The organism is Rhodanobacter koreensis (genome assembly GCF_054782855.1).
The window spans coordinates 312,073-326,432 of the sequence record NZ_BAAGRR010000012.1 but is presented as its reverse complement, the minus strand read 5'-3'; the positions used below and the strand labels follow the sequence as shown (position 1 = coordinate 326,432).

Annotated in this window: 11 protein-coding genes; 7 read left to right on the top strand and 4 right to left on the bottom strand. The window is 63.3% G+C overall.

Features of this window, described 5'->3' with window-relative positions; genetic code table 11:
* The first annotated feature begins 64 nt into the window (after positions 1-64).
* The 6 genes from ACYVKM_RS15015 (at position 65) to ACYVKM_RS14990 (ending at position 7,046) form a co-directional block, all read left to right on the top strand.
* Complete coding sequence (locus tag ACYVKM_RS15015; protein ID WP_460878422.1) at positions 65-2,494, top strand: LPS-assembly protein LptD; 2,430 nt, start codon at positions 65-67, stop codon at positions 2,492-2,494.
* 25 nt (positions 2,495-2,519) lie between these two features.
* Positions 2,520-3,866 (top strand): peptidylprolyl isomerase, encoded by a 1,347-nt coding sequence (locus tag ACYVKM_RS15010; RefSeq protein ID WP_460878421.1) that lies wholly within the window; start codon positions 2,520-2,522, stop codon positions 3,864-3,866.
* A gap of 33 nt (positions 3,867-3,899) precedes the next feature.
* Positions 3,900-4,883 (top strand): 4-hydroxythreonine-4-phosphate dehydrogenase PdxA, encoded by a 984-nt coding sequence (pdxA, locus tag ACYVKM_RS15005; protein ID WP_460878420.1) that lies wholly within the window; start codon positions 3,900-3,902, stop codon positions 4,881-4,883.
* A 52-nt stretch (positions 4,884-4,935) separates the two neighbouring features.
* Positions 4,936-5,724: a 16S rRNA (adenine(1518)-N(6)/adenine(1519)-N(6))-dimethyltransferase RsmA gene (gene rsmA / locus ACYVKM_RS15000; RefSeq protein WP_460878419.1), complete on the top strand. Its 789-nt coding sequence runs from the start codon at positions 4,936-4,938 to the stop codon at positions 5,722-5,724.
* A gap of 87 nt (positions 5,725-5,811) precedes the next feature.
* The gene (apaG, locus tag ACYVKM_RS14995; protein ID WP_077441104.1) at positions 5,812-6,195 is read left to right on the top strand and encodes a Co2+/Mg2+ efflux protein ApaG; all 384 of its coding nucleotides are present in this window, start codon (positions 5,812-5,814) and stop codon (positions 6,193-6,195) included.
* Positions 6,195-7,046 (top strand): symmetrical bis(5'-nucleosyl)-tetraphosphatase, encoded by an 852-nt coding sequence (locus ACYVKM_RS14990; RefSeq protein ID WP_460878418.1) that lies wholly within the window; start codon positions 6,195-6,197, stop codon positions 7,044-7,046. Before apaG ends, ACYVKM_RS14990 begins: the two co-directional genes overlap by 1 nt.
* Before the next feature lie 59 nt (positions 7,047-7,105).
* Here the strand turns inward: ACYVKM_RS14990 and secA are convergent, their stop codons facing one another.
* Both secA and ACYVKM_RS14980 read right to left on the bottom strand, forming a co-directional pair.
* Positions 7,106-9,832 carry a preprotein translocase subunit SecA gene (gene secA / locus ACYVKM_RS14985; RefSeq protein ID WP_460878417.1) on the bottom strand — a complete coding sequence of 909 codons (2,727 nt, stop codon included), beginning with the start codon at positions 9,830-9,832 and terminating at the stop codon, positions 7,106-7,108.
* Positions 9,833-10,043: 211 nt separating this feature from the next.
* The gene (locus ACYVKM_RS14980; protein ID WP_460878416.1) at positions 10,044-10,973 is read right to left on the bottom strand and encodes a M23 family metallopeptidase; all 930 of its coding nucleotides are present in this window, start codon (positions 10,971-10,973) and stop codon (positions 10,044-10,046) included.
* 27 nt (positions 10,974-11,000) lie between these two features.
* On the opposite strand from ACYVKM_RS14980, the gene ACYVKM_RS14975 reads away from it, so the two are divergent.
* Positions 11,001-11,483, top strand: coding sequence for a DciA family protein (locus ACYVKM_RS14975; RefSeq protein WP_460878415.1), 483 nt, complete (start codon positions 11,001-11,003; stop codon positions 11,481-11,483).
* A gap of 182 nt (positions 11,484-11,665) precedes the next feature.
* Here the strand turns inward: ACYVKM_RS14975 and lpxC are convergent, their stop codons facing one another.
* Both lpxC and ftsZ read right to left on the bottom strand, forming a co-directional pair.
* On the bottom strand, positions 11,666-12,580 hold the full coding sequence (gene lpxC, locus ACYVKM_RS14970; protein ID WP_460878414.1) for a UDP-3-O-acyl-N-acetylglucosamine deacetylase: 915 nt from the start codon (positions 12,578-12,580) through the stop codon (positions 11,666-11,668).
* Between the two features lie 464 nt (positions 12,581-13,044).
* The gene (gene ftsZ, locus ACYVKM_RS14965; RefSeq protein WP_460878413.1) at positions 13,045-14,238 is read right to left on the bottom strand and encodes a cell division protein FtsZ; all 1,194 of its coding nucleotides are present in this window, start codon (positions 14,236-14,238) and stop codon (positions 13,045-13,047) included.
* Between the last annotated feature and the right edge of the window lie 122 nt (positions 14,239-14,360).

Below are 14,360 nucleotides of genomic sequence, written 5' to 3'. Positions count from 1 at the left end.
TGCCTGCCGCCCGCGGGGTCTTTCTGCTAGCTTAACGAGCCTTCAAAGCCGGCAGACTTGCATTGTGACGTCCAAGTTCCCTCCTCGCCGCCTGTTGGCGGTTGCCGCAGCCCTTGCCCTGATCGGTGGCCAAGCCGATGCCAAGGGTAGTCAGAAGCCGAAGACCTCGCTGGACGGGGCCGAACAAGTGTGCCCGCTGGGCTCGTTCCACTGCGCGCCGCGGCCATACAGCTACGCTATGTGCCGACCCAACGCCATGCTGGAGTTCTACGACCCGACCCTGCCGCAGGATTCGGACCTGCGCGACACCAGTCCGGCATATGTCCGGGCAAAGTTTGTCGACAGCTCCAACCAGACGGTCTACCACCTGGCCGGTGATGCCTGGCTGACCCGTGACGACCAGCGACTGCAGGCCGACACGATCGACTATAACGACGACACCACCGACTACGACGCCCGCGGCAACGTTCGCTACCAGGAAGCCGGCCAGTTGATGGCCGGCACCCACATGCGCGGCAACACCAACGACAGCCGCGGCCTCGCCGACAACGTGCGCTACCAGATGCTGGATTCACGCGGCAACGGCGTGGCGCAGCAGGGCCAGATGCTGGACGCCCAGCACACCCGCTACTCGATGGCCACCTATTCCACCTGCGACCTTGGTCACCATGTGTGGGAGTTCCGCGGCAAGACCATCACGATCAACAAGGACACCGGCGTTGGCGTGGCGCGCAATGCCACGATGCGGATCGGCAAGGTGCCGTTCCTGTACCTGCCGTACTTCAGCTTCCCGGTCGATCACCGGCGCAAGAGCGGCTTCCTGTATCCGACCTTTGGCAAGAGCAGCCGTTCCGGCTTCGAGATCAGCACGCCGTACTACCTGAATCTGGCACCGAACTATGACGCCACGCTGGACCCGCGCCTGTATACCTCGCGCGGACCGATGCTGGCCGGCGAGTTCCGCTATCTGACGCCTGGCAGCAAGGGCCAGCTCAATGTGGAATACGTGCCAAACGACCACGGTACAAGTGACGGCCTGGCCAATACCCAAGGCACCTCCCGCTATCTGATCGACTACACGGACACCACGAGCCTGTGGACTGGCTGGACATTCATCGGCTCCTACAACCATGCGTCGGATAGCAGCTACCTGTACGACTACGGCAACGCGTTCTCGCACACCGTGATCTACGCGCTGACTTCGAATGCCGCCATCGTCACCGGCGGTAAGTGGTGGAATGCCTCGTTCGGTGGCACGGTCTACCAGAACACCAACCCGTTCGCGACCGATGCCTCGCTGCCCTACCAGCAGTTGCCCTACGCGAATTTCAGCATGAACGTGCCATTGACGCGCTGGCTGCAGTTCGGCATGGACGATACCGCGGCGGTATTCAGCAAAAATCAAAACGTCGAAGGCGAACGTCTTGATCTCTACCCCTATCTTGCGGGCGACTTCGGTACCTCGGCGTGGTTCGTGCGACCGAAACTGGCCTATCGCTACACCGCCTACCAGCTGAGCGGCGACTACCAGGATTACGGATATTACGGGCTGCTTGGCAGCGGCACGACCTCGCCGTTCACGCAGAAGTCACCCAGCCGCTCGCTGCCGATCGTCAGCCTCGACAGCGGACTGGTGTTCGACCGCAGCACCTCGCTGTTCGGCGAAAGCTACACGCAGACCCTGGAGCCGCGGCTGTACTACCTGTACGTGCCGTACCGCAACCAGAACAACCTGCCGCTGTTCGACAGCAGTCTGATGTCGTTCGATTACTGGCAGCTGTTCTCGCCGAACCAGTTCTCCGGCGCGGATCGCCAGATGAACGCGAACAACCTTACCGGAGCGATCACCACCCGCCTGCTGGACGACGAGGGCGTCGAGCGGCTGTCGGCCAGTTTCGGGCAGATCCGCTACTTCACCCCCCAGCGGGTGCAACTGCCCAACGGATCCAACACCGTACCCGCCGTCACCGACTGGTCCGGCTCGGACTATGTGGCCCAGCTTGACCTGCAGCTCAGCGACCGCTGGCGCGTGAGCAGCGAGTACCAATGGAATCCGAACAGCCGGGTTACCGACATGGGTTCACTGGAACTGCAGCACCGTCTGGGCAACGACGGCATCCTCAATTTCTCGTACCACTACCGCCGCGGCCTGATGGAACAATACAGCGTTTCCGCGGTCTACCCGCTGTCCGATCGCTGGCGGCTGCTCGGTTCGTGGACCTATGCGGTCCCGATCAAGAACATGATCGCTGCACCGACCGGGACGGTCGATGCGATGGCTGGCGTGGAATACGACAGCTGTTGCGTCACCTTGCGGCTGGTCGACCGCAACTACGTAAACCAGAATTATTACGGGGTGCTCCCGGTTCCTGCGGGCAGCAATATCAACCTCCGCGACAATGCCATCATGTTCGAGGTGGTCTTCAAGGGGCTTGGCTCGACGGGCGGCCAGATCGACTCCCTTTTGCGCCGTGATATTCTCGGCTATCAATAATCGCAGTAGTCACCGGCTTTCACTGATGAAGCAATCCATAGCACTTCTCCTGTTCGCACTCGCGAGCATGCTCCCCGTTCATGCCCAGCTGCTGACTCCGGCCGCGCCGTCCAGCCAGCAGTTGGACCGCATCGTGGCCGTCGTCAATGATGACGTGATCCTGCAGAGCGAGCTGGACAGCGCCGTGCGCTCGATCCAGCAGCAATACGCCAGCCAGCCCGGGCAGTTGCCGCCGATGAACGTGCTGCAGCAGCAGGTGCTCGATCGGCTGGTGCTGATGCGGTTGCAGTTGCAGAAGGCGGGAGATCAGGGCATCCGCATTTCCAACGAGGATGTCGACCAGGCGGTTGCCGGCGTGGCCCAGCAGAACAAGATGACCCCTGATCAGCTGCGTGCGGCGGTGGAACAAACCGGGGACAGCTTTGCGGCCTTCCGCGAACAGCTGGCCGACCAGATCACAGTGCAGCGCCTGCACCAGAGCGTGGTGCACGATTCGGTCTCGGTCACCGACAGCGAAATCGACAACCTGCTGAACAGCCCGACTTACAAGGCCGGTGAAGTACATCTGGCACACATCCAGGTCAGCATTCCCGGCGGCGCCGACGCCGCCGCGATCCAGGCCAGCCAGGCCAAGGCCGAGCAGGCGCTCGCCGCGATCAAGGGCGGTATGGACTTTCATGCCGCGGCGATCCGCTACTCCGACGCGCCGGATGCCCTGGACGGCGGCGATCTCGGCTGGCGCCGGATGGACGAGATTCCGCCGGCCTTCGCCGACACGATCGAGTCGATGAAACCCGGCGATGTCAGCGCCGCCCTGCGCGGTCCGACCGGCTTCCACATCCTCAAGTTGATCGACCAGCGCCAAAACAACCGCACAATGGTCACCGAATTCCATGCGCGACAGATCCTGATCAAACCGAGCGAACTGGTGACCCCGGCGCAGGCCGAACAACAGGCGAAGGATCTGTACAACCGCATCGTCAACAAGCATGAAGATTTCGCGGCTTTGGCGAAGGAATACTCCAAGGACGACACCACCGCCAACGTCGGCGGCGACATGGGCTGGTTCCCGCAGGACCAGTGGGGCTCGATCATCGCCAAGCAGCTGGACGGACTGAAGGACAACCAGGTTTCGCCGCCGTTCCAGAGCGAGGCCGGCTGGCACATCCTGGAGCGCCTCGGTACCCGCCAGAGCGACCAGACCGTGCAGCTTGCGCGCGATCAGGCACGCCAGGCCATCGGCAACCGCAAGTCCGAGCAGGTCTACGACGATTACCTGCGCGACCTGCGCGCCAACGCCTACATCAACATTCTGGTGCCCGAACTGCGCGATACAGGCAGCCAGGCCGCCGCCACCAACGCTTCGCCGTAAGCCGGTTTGGGCACCCACCTCCCCCGACTCGCGGTGACTGCCGGTGAGCCGGCGGGTATCGGTGCGGAACTGCTGATTCGCCTGGCCGCCAGCCCGTTGGCGGCCGATCTGGTCGCCATCACCGATCGCGCCCTGCTGCAGCGTGCTGCCGCACGCTGTGGCGCCAGCATCGAACTGGTCGACGATGACGGCGGTACGCAGACGCAGCGGCGCCCCGGCACCCTGCGTCTGCATCATGTGCCGCTGGGAGCCACCGAGGTACCGGGTCGGCCCGATCCACGCAACGCACGGCATGTGCTGACCACGCTGGCCGAGGCGGCCGATGGCTGCAACGCTGGTCGCTACGATGCCGTGGTCACCGCACCGCTGCAGAAGTCCACGATCAACGATGCCGGCATCCGCTTCAGCGGGCACACCGAATTCTTTGCCGAACGCACACATGCCGACGTGGTGATGATGCTGGCCAGCCCCGAATTGCGGGTGGCGCTGGCGACCACGCATCTGCCGTTGGCTGCGGTATCCGCGGCCATCACATGTGAATCGCTGACGCGCACGCTGCACATCATGCACGCCGAGCTGCGCCACAAGTTCGGCATTGCCGAACCCCGCATTGCCGTGCTGGGCCTCAATCCGCATGCCGGTGAAAGCGGCCATCTCGGGCGTGAGGAGATCGATATCCTGATCCCGGTGCTGGACGCGTTGCGTGCAGAAGGCATGCACCTGCTCGGCCCGTTGCCGGCCGACACCGCCTTCGTGCCGGCGCAGCGCGCGCACTATGACGCGGTGCTGGCGATGTACCACGACCAGGCTCTGCCTATGCTGAAGAGCGAGGCGTTCGACCGCACCGTCAACCTTACGCTCGGCTTGCCGTTCATCCGCACCTCGGTCGATCACGGCACCGCGCTGGATCTGGCCGGCAGTGGGCGCGCCGACCCGGCCAGTCTGATCGCCGCTGCTACCATGGCCATCGACCTGGTCCGGCGTAGAAACGAGTCCAGAGGAGCCGGAAACGAGTGAACCGCTCCGGCCTTTACTCACTCCTCGCTCCTCTCCACTCTTTCCGGTCTCTATGAACGCCCGCCCCAAGAAAAGCTTCGGCCAGCACTTCCTGCATGATCGTCGCTACATCGACCGCATCGTCAGTGCGGTCGCGCCACAGGCGCAGGATTTCCTGGTCGAGATCGGCCCCGGCGAAGGTGCGCTGACGCTGCCGTTGCTGGCCGCCGCCCACCGACTCACCGCCATCGAGCTGGACACCGACCTGATTCCCGGCCTGCAGGCACGCGCCGCCGCCGTGGGCGAACTGCACATCATCCACGCCGACGTGTTGAAGGTGAACTTCACCGCGCTGGCGCACAGCCATGGCGTGCCACGCCTGCGTATCGCCGGCAACCTGCCCTACTACATTTCCAGCCCGATCCTGTTTCATTGCGTCGAGCACGCTGCGGCCATCCAGGACATGCACTTCATGCTGCAGAAGGAAGTGGTCGACCGGATGGCCGCTGAACCGGGCAGCAAGGTGTACGGGCGGCTGTCCGTGATGCTGCAGCTGGCCTGCCGGGTCGAACCGCTGTTCAATGTGCCGCCGGAAGCGTTCCGGCCACCACCAAAGGTGGAATCCGCCGTGGTGCGGCTGCTACCGCTACCTGCCAATGAGCTGCATGATGCGCAACCCGGGCATGTGTATGCAGTGGTCAAGGCCGCGTTCGGACAACGACGCAAGACCCTCGCCAATGCACTGCGACAACTGATGGACGGCGACGCGATCCGCCGCGCCGACGTCGACCCCAAGGCGCGCGCCGAAACACTTGCCCCGACCGACTTCGTGCGACTGGCCAAGGTCTACGGCAGCCTCTGATTTCCGCTCCTGTTCACGGCAGGTCTTGTTAACGGCCGATTGCAGTAGCGTCGCCCCATTCGCGACGGCAGGCCTTACAATCGGTGCATGACTGAAAAACCTTCCTACACGATCGACGTGCAGGTCGAAACCCGCTTCGTTCCGGACCAGTCGAAGCCCGGTGACAATCGCTACGTTTTCGCCTACACCGTCACTCTGCGCAATGCCGGCGACATGCCGGCGCGCCTGCTCACCCGTCACTGGATGATCACCGACGCCAACGGCAAGGTGGAGGAAGTGCGCGGTGATGGCGTGGTCGGCGAGCAACCGTGGATGCGGCCCGGCGACGATTACGAATACACCTCGGGCGCCGTGCTGGAGACTCCGGTGGGCACCATGGGCGGCAGCTACCAGATGCTGGCCGACGACGGCACCCAGTTCGATGCGCCGATTCCGACCTTCACCCTGTCCATTCCGCGCACGCTGCACTGATGGCTGTCTATGCAATCGGCGACGTGCAGGGCTGCTATCCCGAACTGCAACGTCTGCTCGACAAGCTGCGTTTTGATACGGCCCGGGATCAACTCTGGTTCTGTGGCGACCTGGTCAATCGCGGTGGCCAGTCACTGGACACATTGCGGCTGATCCACGGCCTGCGCGAACACAGCGTGGTCACCCTGGGCAATCACGACTTGAGCCTGCTGGCGATTGCCCAGCGGCGCCCGGATGCGCAGGCACGGGTGAATCCGGAATTGCGCGAGGTGCTGTTCGCCGAGGACGCGCCCGTGCTGTTCGAATGGCTGCGCTCGCAGAAGCTACTGCACCACGATGAGCAGCTCAACTGGACGATGGTGCATGCCGGGCTGGCACCGATGTGGACGCTGCGACAGGCTCAGCGGGCCGCCCAGGATGTCGAACGCGAACTGTCCAGCCCGCGCCATCCACGCCTGTTGCGCAACCTGTTCGGCAATCGCCCCGCCGTATGGTCAAGCCGACTGCAGGGGCTGGATCGCCAGCGCGCGACGATCAACACCATGACCCGAATGCGCTACTGCGATGTGAACGGCCGCATCGATTTCGAGGCCAAGGATATTCCGGGCACCCAGAAGCCGGGGCTGTATCCGTGGTACGAAGTGCCCGGCATGCGCCGTCGCGACACCCGCATCGTCTGCGGCCACTGGTCGGCGCTTGGCCGCTTCGCCGGACTCGGCGTGCATGCCATCGACACCGGTTGTGTCTGGGGTGGCCAGCTCACCGCACTGCGGCTGGATGGCGAGGAACCACAGTACATCGCGGTCAACGCCGAGCCGCATCGCAAGCGACCGCCGGGCGTCGAGGATTGATCCCCGGTACCCATGAAAAACCCCGCCGCGGCGGGGTTTTTCATGGGTACCGCCTCGACTCAGGCGAGTTGGCCGTGGCAATGCTTGTACTTCTTGCCCGAGCCGCACGGGCATGGATCGTTGCGGCCGATCTTGGGGCCGTCCTGTGGCAGGTGTCGCGGCTCGCCGGCCTGCCCCTGCAGCGGATCACCGGCACCGAACGCATCCATCGGCGCACCGCCACCGGTGGCCAGCATCTGTTTCTGCAGACGCTCGGCCAGTCGCTGCTGCTCGGCCTCCATCGCGGCGACTTCCTCTTCGCTGCGAATGCGGATCCGCGCCAGCATCTGCACCACCTCGGCCTTGATCCGATCGAGCATTTCGGAGAACAGCCGGAACGATTCGCGCTTGAATGCCTGCTTCGGATCCTGCTGCGCATAGCCGACCAGGTAGATACCCTGGCGCAGGTAGTCCATGTTGGACAGGTGATCCTTCCAGGCGTTGTCGACCACGGTCAGCATGATGTGCTTTTCCAGCTGGCGCATGGTGTCGGCGCCGATCTGCGCCTCCTTGGCCTGGAACAGCCCGTTGACCGCGCTGCTCGAGTGATCGAGGATCATCCCGGCATCGACCTCGTGCTGCTGCTCGACCCAGTGCTTGATATCGAACGACTGGCCGAACCCGCCTTCCAGCTCGCGATCGAGCCCGGCCAGGTCCCACTGTTCATCGATGCTGTCGGCCGGCACGTGCGCACGCACCATCGACTGCACCACATCCTCGCGGATGTCGGCGACGGTGGCCGACACATCGTCGCCTTCGAGCAGCTCGTCGCGCTGGCGATAGATCACCTTGCGCTGGTCGTTGGCGACGTCGTCGAATTCCAGCAGGTGCTTGCGGATGTCGAAGTTGTGCTGCTCGACCTTGCGCTGGGCCTTCTCGATCTGCCGGCTGATCATGCGATCTTCCAGCGCGTCGTCGTCCTTCATGCCGAACCGCTTCATCCAGCGGACCAGGCCTTCGCCGCCGAAGATGCGCAGCAGGTTGTCTTCCAGCGACAGGTAGAAGCGCGAGGAACCCGGGTCGCCCTGGCGGCCGGAACGGCCACGCAGCTGATTGTCGATGCGCCGCGACTCGTGCCGCTCGGTGCCGATGATGTGCAGGCCGCCGGCGGCAAGCACCTGTTCGTGCAGCTTCTTCCATTCGGTCTTGACGCGCTGGCGATCCATCTCGCTGGCGTCTTCCGGCAACGCCGTCATCGCGGCATCGAGGCTGCCGCCAAGCACGATGTCGGTGCCGCGACCGGCCATGTTGGTGGCGATCGTCACCTGGCCCGGCGCACCGGCCTGCGCCACGATATGCGCCTCGCGCTCGTGCTGCTTGGCGTTGAGCACCTCGTGCGGCACCCCGGCCTTCTTCAGCATGCCGGACAGCAGCTCGGACACCTCGATCGAGGTGGTACCGACCAGCACCGGCTGGCCGCGCTTGTGGCAATCCTTGATGTCCTCGATCACCGAGCGGTATTTCGGATCCTGCGCGAGGAAGATCATGTCCGAGTTGTCCTTGCGGATCATCGGCTTGTGGGTGGGGATCACCACCACCTCCAGGCCGTAGATACTCTGGAATTCGAACGCTTCGGTGTCGGCCGTGCCGGTCATGCCGGCCAGCTTCTTGTACATGCGGAACAGGTTCTGGAATGTCACCGTGGCCAGCGTCTGATTCTCGCGCTGGATCGGCACGCCCTCCTTCGCCTCGACCGCCTGGTGCAGGCCATCGGACCAGCGACGGCCCTGCAAGGTGCGGCCGGTGAACTCGTCGACGATGATCACCTCGCCGTCGCGCACGATGTAATCCACGTCACGCTGGTAGATGCCGTTGGCTCTCAACGCCGCGTTGAGGTGATGCACCACCGCCAGATTCTTCGAGTCGTACAGGCCGCTGTCCTGCTCGATCACCCCGGCTTCGCGCAGCAGCTCGTCGGCATGCTGCATGCCCGCTTCGGACAGGTGCACCTGCTTCTGCTTCTCGTCGACCCAGTAGTCGCCCTCGCCCTCCTCTTCCTGCTGGCGGATCATGCGCGGCACGATCTTGTTGACCGCCAGGTAGAGCTGCGGGGAGTCCTCGGCAGGACCGGAGATGATCAGCGGCGTGCGCGCCTCGTCGATCAGGATCGAGTCGACCTCGTCGACGATCGCGTAGTGCAGGCCACGCTGGTAGCGCTGCTCCTTGCTCAGCGCCATGTTGTCGCGCAGGTAATCGAAGCCGAATTCGTTGTTGGTGCCGTAGGTGATGTCGGCGGCATAGGCTGCGTGCTTGTCGGCGTGATCCATGCCCGGATACACCACGCCCACGTTCAGGCCGAGGAAGTTGTACAGCTTGCCCATCTGCGCGGAGTCGCGCCGGGCCAGGTAATCGTTGACGGTGACCACGTGCACACCCTTGTCGGCGAGCGCGTTGAGGTACACCGGCAACGTGCCGACCAGGGTCTTGCCTTCGCCGGTGCGCATCTCGGCGATCTTGCCCGAGTGCAGCACCATGCCGCCGATCATCTGCACGTCGTAGTGGCGCATGCCGAGCGTGCGCTTGGCCGCCTCGCGCACCACCGCGAACGCCTCCGGCAGCAGCTTGTCCAGCGACTCGCCCGCAACAACCCGCTGCTTGAACTCGGCGGTCTTGCCGCGCAGGGCATCGTCACTGAGTTTCTCGAACTCCGGTTCCAGCGCATTGATACGGGTAACGGTACGGGAAAGCTGGCGCAGTACGCGATCGTTGCGGCTACCGAACAGGCTCGTCAGGGCACGATTGAACATCGATCTTCCGGATAGGGAAACAGGATGCCCGCTGCAGTCACGGGCCAATCGGGCATATTACTACATGCTCATGTAGGCAGGCCTACGCAGGAAGCCCATGCAGGCGGGTCTGCCAAGGGGCGGTGCCAAGCACGGGCGCCACCCACCGGGCGAGTCACCGTAATGGCACCGGCCGCGACCGGATTCAAGGGACGGCGAACCGAAGACGGGGTTACCGGTGATTGCGCACGAACGCCAGCGGATTGACCACGCGACCGCCGTACCAGACCTCGAAATGCACATGCGACCCGGTCGAGCGCCCGGTGGAGCCAGCCTGGGCGATCACGTCGCCCACCTGCACGTGCTGGCCGGGGTGCACATCCAGTGCGCTGTTGTGCGCATAGCGGGTCATGTAGCCATTGCCGTGATCGATCTCGACCACGTTGCCATAGCCGCTGCGTACGCCGGCAAACGTCACCATGCCTTCGGCGACGGCATGCACCGGGGTGCCGAACGGAGTGGCGATATCGATGCCGGTATGCCGCGCCGAACGACCATCGAACGGGTCCGCACGCACACCGAAATAGGATGAGATATAACCCTGCACCGGCATCCCGGTCGGCTTCAGATTCGACTCGATCCGGGCGTCCAGCAGCAGGCTTTGCAGCGCCGACAGCTGCGCCTGCTGAGTGTCGAGCTGGCCGGCCAGCTGATTGATGCTGCTGTCGAGCGCCGGCGGCAGGGCATAGGCGCTGCCGCTGACATCCTCGACACCGCCAATCGCCGGCGACTGGTCGAAATTGAACTCGCCGTCATCGAGCTTGCCGACCTGGACCAGGCGCTCGCCGAGCGCATTCAACCGGGTCGACTGGGCCTGCAACTGGCCCAGCTTGACGGCCAGCGCATCGAGCCCGCGCTGGGCATCCTCGCGCACCCCGCTCAACTGCGTGTTCTGCTGCCTGATCTGTTGCTGGAGATCATGAATTTCCGTCAAGGCCCGATCACGCGGGCTGGCGACCGTCAGTGCCAGCGCCACACCAAGTCCGACAAAGCCGAGTACTCCTATGGCCAGTGCCGAAAACAGCTTCCAGCGCAGGCGCCGGTCAGCCAGATCAAGAGTCTTCGGCAATTTTCTGGCACGTGATACGAGTATGATTTGCATGTCTTTCCAACATCGAATTCCGGCACCATGCAGCGCGCCGCCCCAGTCATTTCCCGCCGTACCGGCAACGGACCGAAGTCCCTCGTCGACTGCGGCTCCTTCGCGACACTGGCCAGAAAGGCCGGCGCGCTGGAAGCACTGGACCGCGCACTACGCCAGACGTTGCCATCGCCGTTGCGCGAGCAGGTGAGATTCGCCGACCTGCGCCACGACCGCCTCGTCTTTCTGGCGTCCTCACCGGCTTGGGCATCGCGCCTGCGTCTGATGCAGACGCAGATCCTTGCCACCGCACGTGCCATCGGCACCTGCGCCAGTTCAGTCACCGTGAAAGTGGCCCCCCAACCACCGGCCAACATCGTGCCGGACCGGTCGAAACCGCTTTCGCCTGCAGCAGCCAGCCATCTTCGGGCCGCTGCCGCATCACTCACAGACCCCGAATTGCGAGTGCTGTTCCTAGAGTTGGCGTCCTTCGCCGAAACCGCTGATTCCCCCTGCCAGGATACGGACTGAAGCGTACCGCCCGTTTTCCGGTGGTGGGTTTATAGCATGCGGTTTGTTAAGGAATAACTCCGAATGTCATGGATGCGTGAAGCACAGCGCGGTCAAAATGTGATGCGTATCACAAAAAACGGCCATGTCTCGCGACACGGCCGTTTCTGTAAAGGGTGATCCGGAAGGAGCTGACCCGGGACTCAGATCGCCTGCGCCGGATGCGCGTAGGAGATCGGCGACGTGGCCGGATCATCCTGATAGCTGACCTCTTCCCATGCCGCTGCATCGGCCATCAGCGTGCGCAGCAGCTTGTTGTTCAGCTCGTGACCGGACTTGTGCGCGTGATAGGCACCGATCAGGCTGTGGCCGAGCAGGTACAGATCACCGATCGCATCGAGGATCTTGTGCTTGACGAACTCGTCCTCGTAACGGAGGCCGTCCTCGTTCAACACGCGGTAGTCATCCAGCACCACGGCGTTGTCCATCGAGCCACCCAGCGCCAGGTTCTGCTCGCGCATCGTCTCGATGTCGCGCATGAAACCGAACGTGCGCGCACGGCTCACTTCCTTGACGAAGGAGGTCGTGGAGAAATCGATCTCGGCGCTCGAGGTGCGCTTGCTGATGATCGGATGATTGAAGTCGATCGAAAAACCGACCTTGAAGCCTTCGAACGGCTCGAAGCTGGCCCATTTGTCGCCATCCTGCACCTTCACCGGCTTCTTGATGCGGATGAAGCGCTTGGCCACGTTCTGCTCTTCAATGCCGGCCGACTGCAGCAGGAAAACGAACGGGCCGGCGCTGCCGTCCATGATCGGCACCTCCGGTGCCGACAGGTCGACGTAGGCATTGTCGATGCCCAGACCAGCCATGGCCGAGAGCAGATGCTCGACTGTGGAAACACGTGCATCACCATTCACCAGCGTGGTCGACAAACGCGTATCGCCGACATTGTCCTGGCGTGCACGAATGTCCACCGGCGGATTGAGATCCGTACGACGGAACACGATGCCGGTATTGGGTGCGGCGGGACGCAGCGTCATGTACACCTTGTCACCGGTGTGCAAACCAACGCCGGTGGCCCGGATGATGTTTTTGAGCGTACGCTGCTTGATCATTGTTGTTGGTACCCGTGGAGGCAGCAGCCAATCAGGGGCGGATGCTAACACAGTTTTAACCTGTGGCAATAGCAAACCGCACCGTACAGTATGATTAAGTCTTCATGCTTCTTTCATATTGGATCAACGTGGACTTCCAGGACTGCTCTTGCCGCCATCCAGTGGATCGACACGGCGCCCTTGGCCGGGGACGGGAGTCCGGCAAAGGGCGTCGAACCAGCTGACACGGGTCAAGCCCGCGCAACGGGTCATGCGTCATCCGGACGCACAGTCTTGCTGCTATCACTAGCGAGCATCGATCCGATGGCAATCAGCCCTCATCTGCCACCCATGGCCAAAACAACCGACCGGGGCGCCACCTGACCCAATCTGCGAACAGTTGGATCAGACACGTTGGAGGACTGACCTGCGCAACGGACATTCGTTCAATTTTTTCGCATTGCCTTAACCTGATTGAATCAACCTCAATCGGCCTGGCGCCGCAAAAACGCCGGAATGTCCAGGTAATCGAAGCCCGGATCATTGCCCTTGCCCTGTGCGGCTGCTTCGGTGCGGCTCGTGTTGCTGACCGTCGTCACCTCCGGGTTAACGTAGTCGATCACTTCGTTGCCCGTGCCGGTACGCAGCACCACCGGGCGCGGGCGCATCTGCATCTGCTGCGTCTCGACCATGCGGATCGGCGGCTGCTGGCGCGAGGCGACGGCACGGTTGAGGCCGGTAGCCACCACGGTGACACGCACATCGTCCTTCATTTCCGGATCGAGCGAGGTGCCGATCACTACGGTGGCGTCTTCGCTGGCGAAGTCATGAATGATACGACCGATTTCGTCGAATTCACGCATGGTCAGGTTCGGACCGGCAGTGACGTTGACCAGGATGCCGCAGGCACCATTGAGGTTGACGTCTTCCAGCAGCGGGTTCTTGATCGCCGCCTCGGCCGCCGCCTGGGCGCGGTCGTCACCACGGGCGGTACCCGAGCCCATCATCGCCAGGCCCATCTCGGACATCACCGTGCGCACGTCGGCAAAGTCGACGTTGATCAGGCCTGGCGCGGTGATCAGGTCGGCGATACCCTGCACGGCGCCCTGCAGCACGTCGTTGGCGGCCTTGAACGCATTCAGCAGGGTGACATCGCGGCCGAGCACGCTGAGCAGCTTCTCGTTTGGCACCGTGATCAGCGAGTCCACGTGCTGCGACAGGTCCTCGATGCCCTTCAGGGCGACCTGCATGCGCCGGCGGCCCTCGAACGGGAACGGCTTGGTCACCACCGCCACGGTCAGGATGCCCTTTTCCTTGGCCAGCTGTGCCACCACCGGCGCCGCACCGGTGCCGGTACCACCGCCCATGCCGCAGGTAATGAACACCATGTCGGCGCCTTCGAGCATTGCCTCGATCCGCTCACGATCTTCGAGCGCGGCCTGACGGCCGACCTCGGGATTCGCGCCGGCACCGAGACCCTTGGTCACGTTGCCACCGAGCTGCAGGTGGGTCCGCGAACCGCAGCTGGTCATCGCCTGCGCGTCGGTGTTGGCGACGATGAACTCGACGCCTTCGATATTGGAATTGAGCATGTGGGCCACGGCATTACCACCGCCACCGCCCACGCCGATCACCTTGATGACTGCATTGGGTGCGAGTTTATCAATCAGTTCAAACATTTCCCGTCCTCCGTAGAGTTGTTGTCGTTGTAACCAGGGAACGCGACTCCTGTCGCTCCATGGTGGTGGGCCCAATCCTTCTGCCCGTGGCGGCGCTTCCTGCATCGCCTAAAAAATCAGTG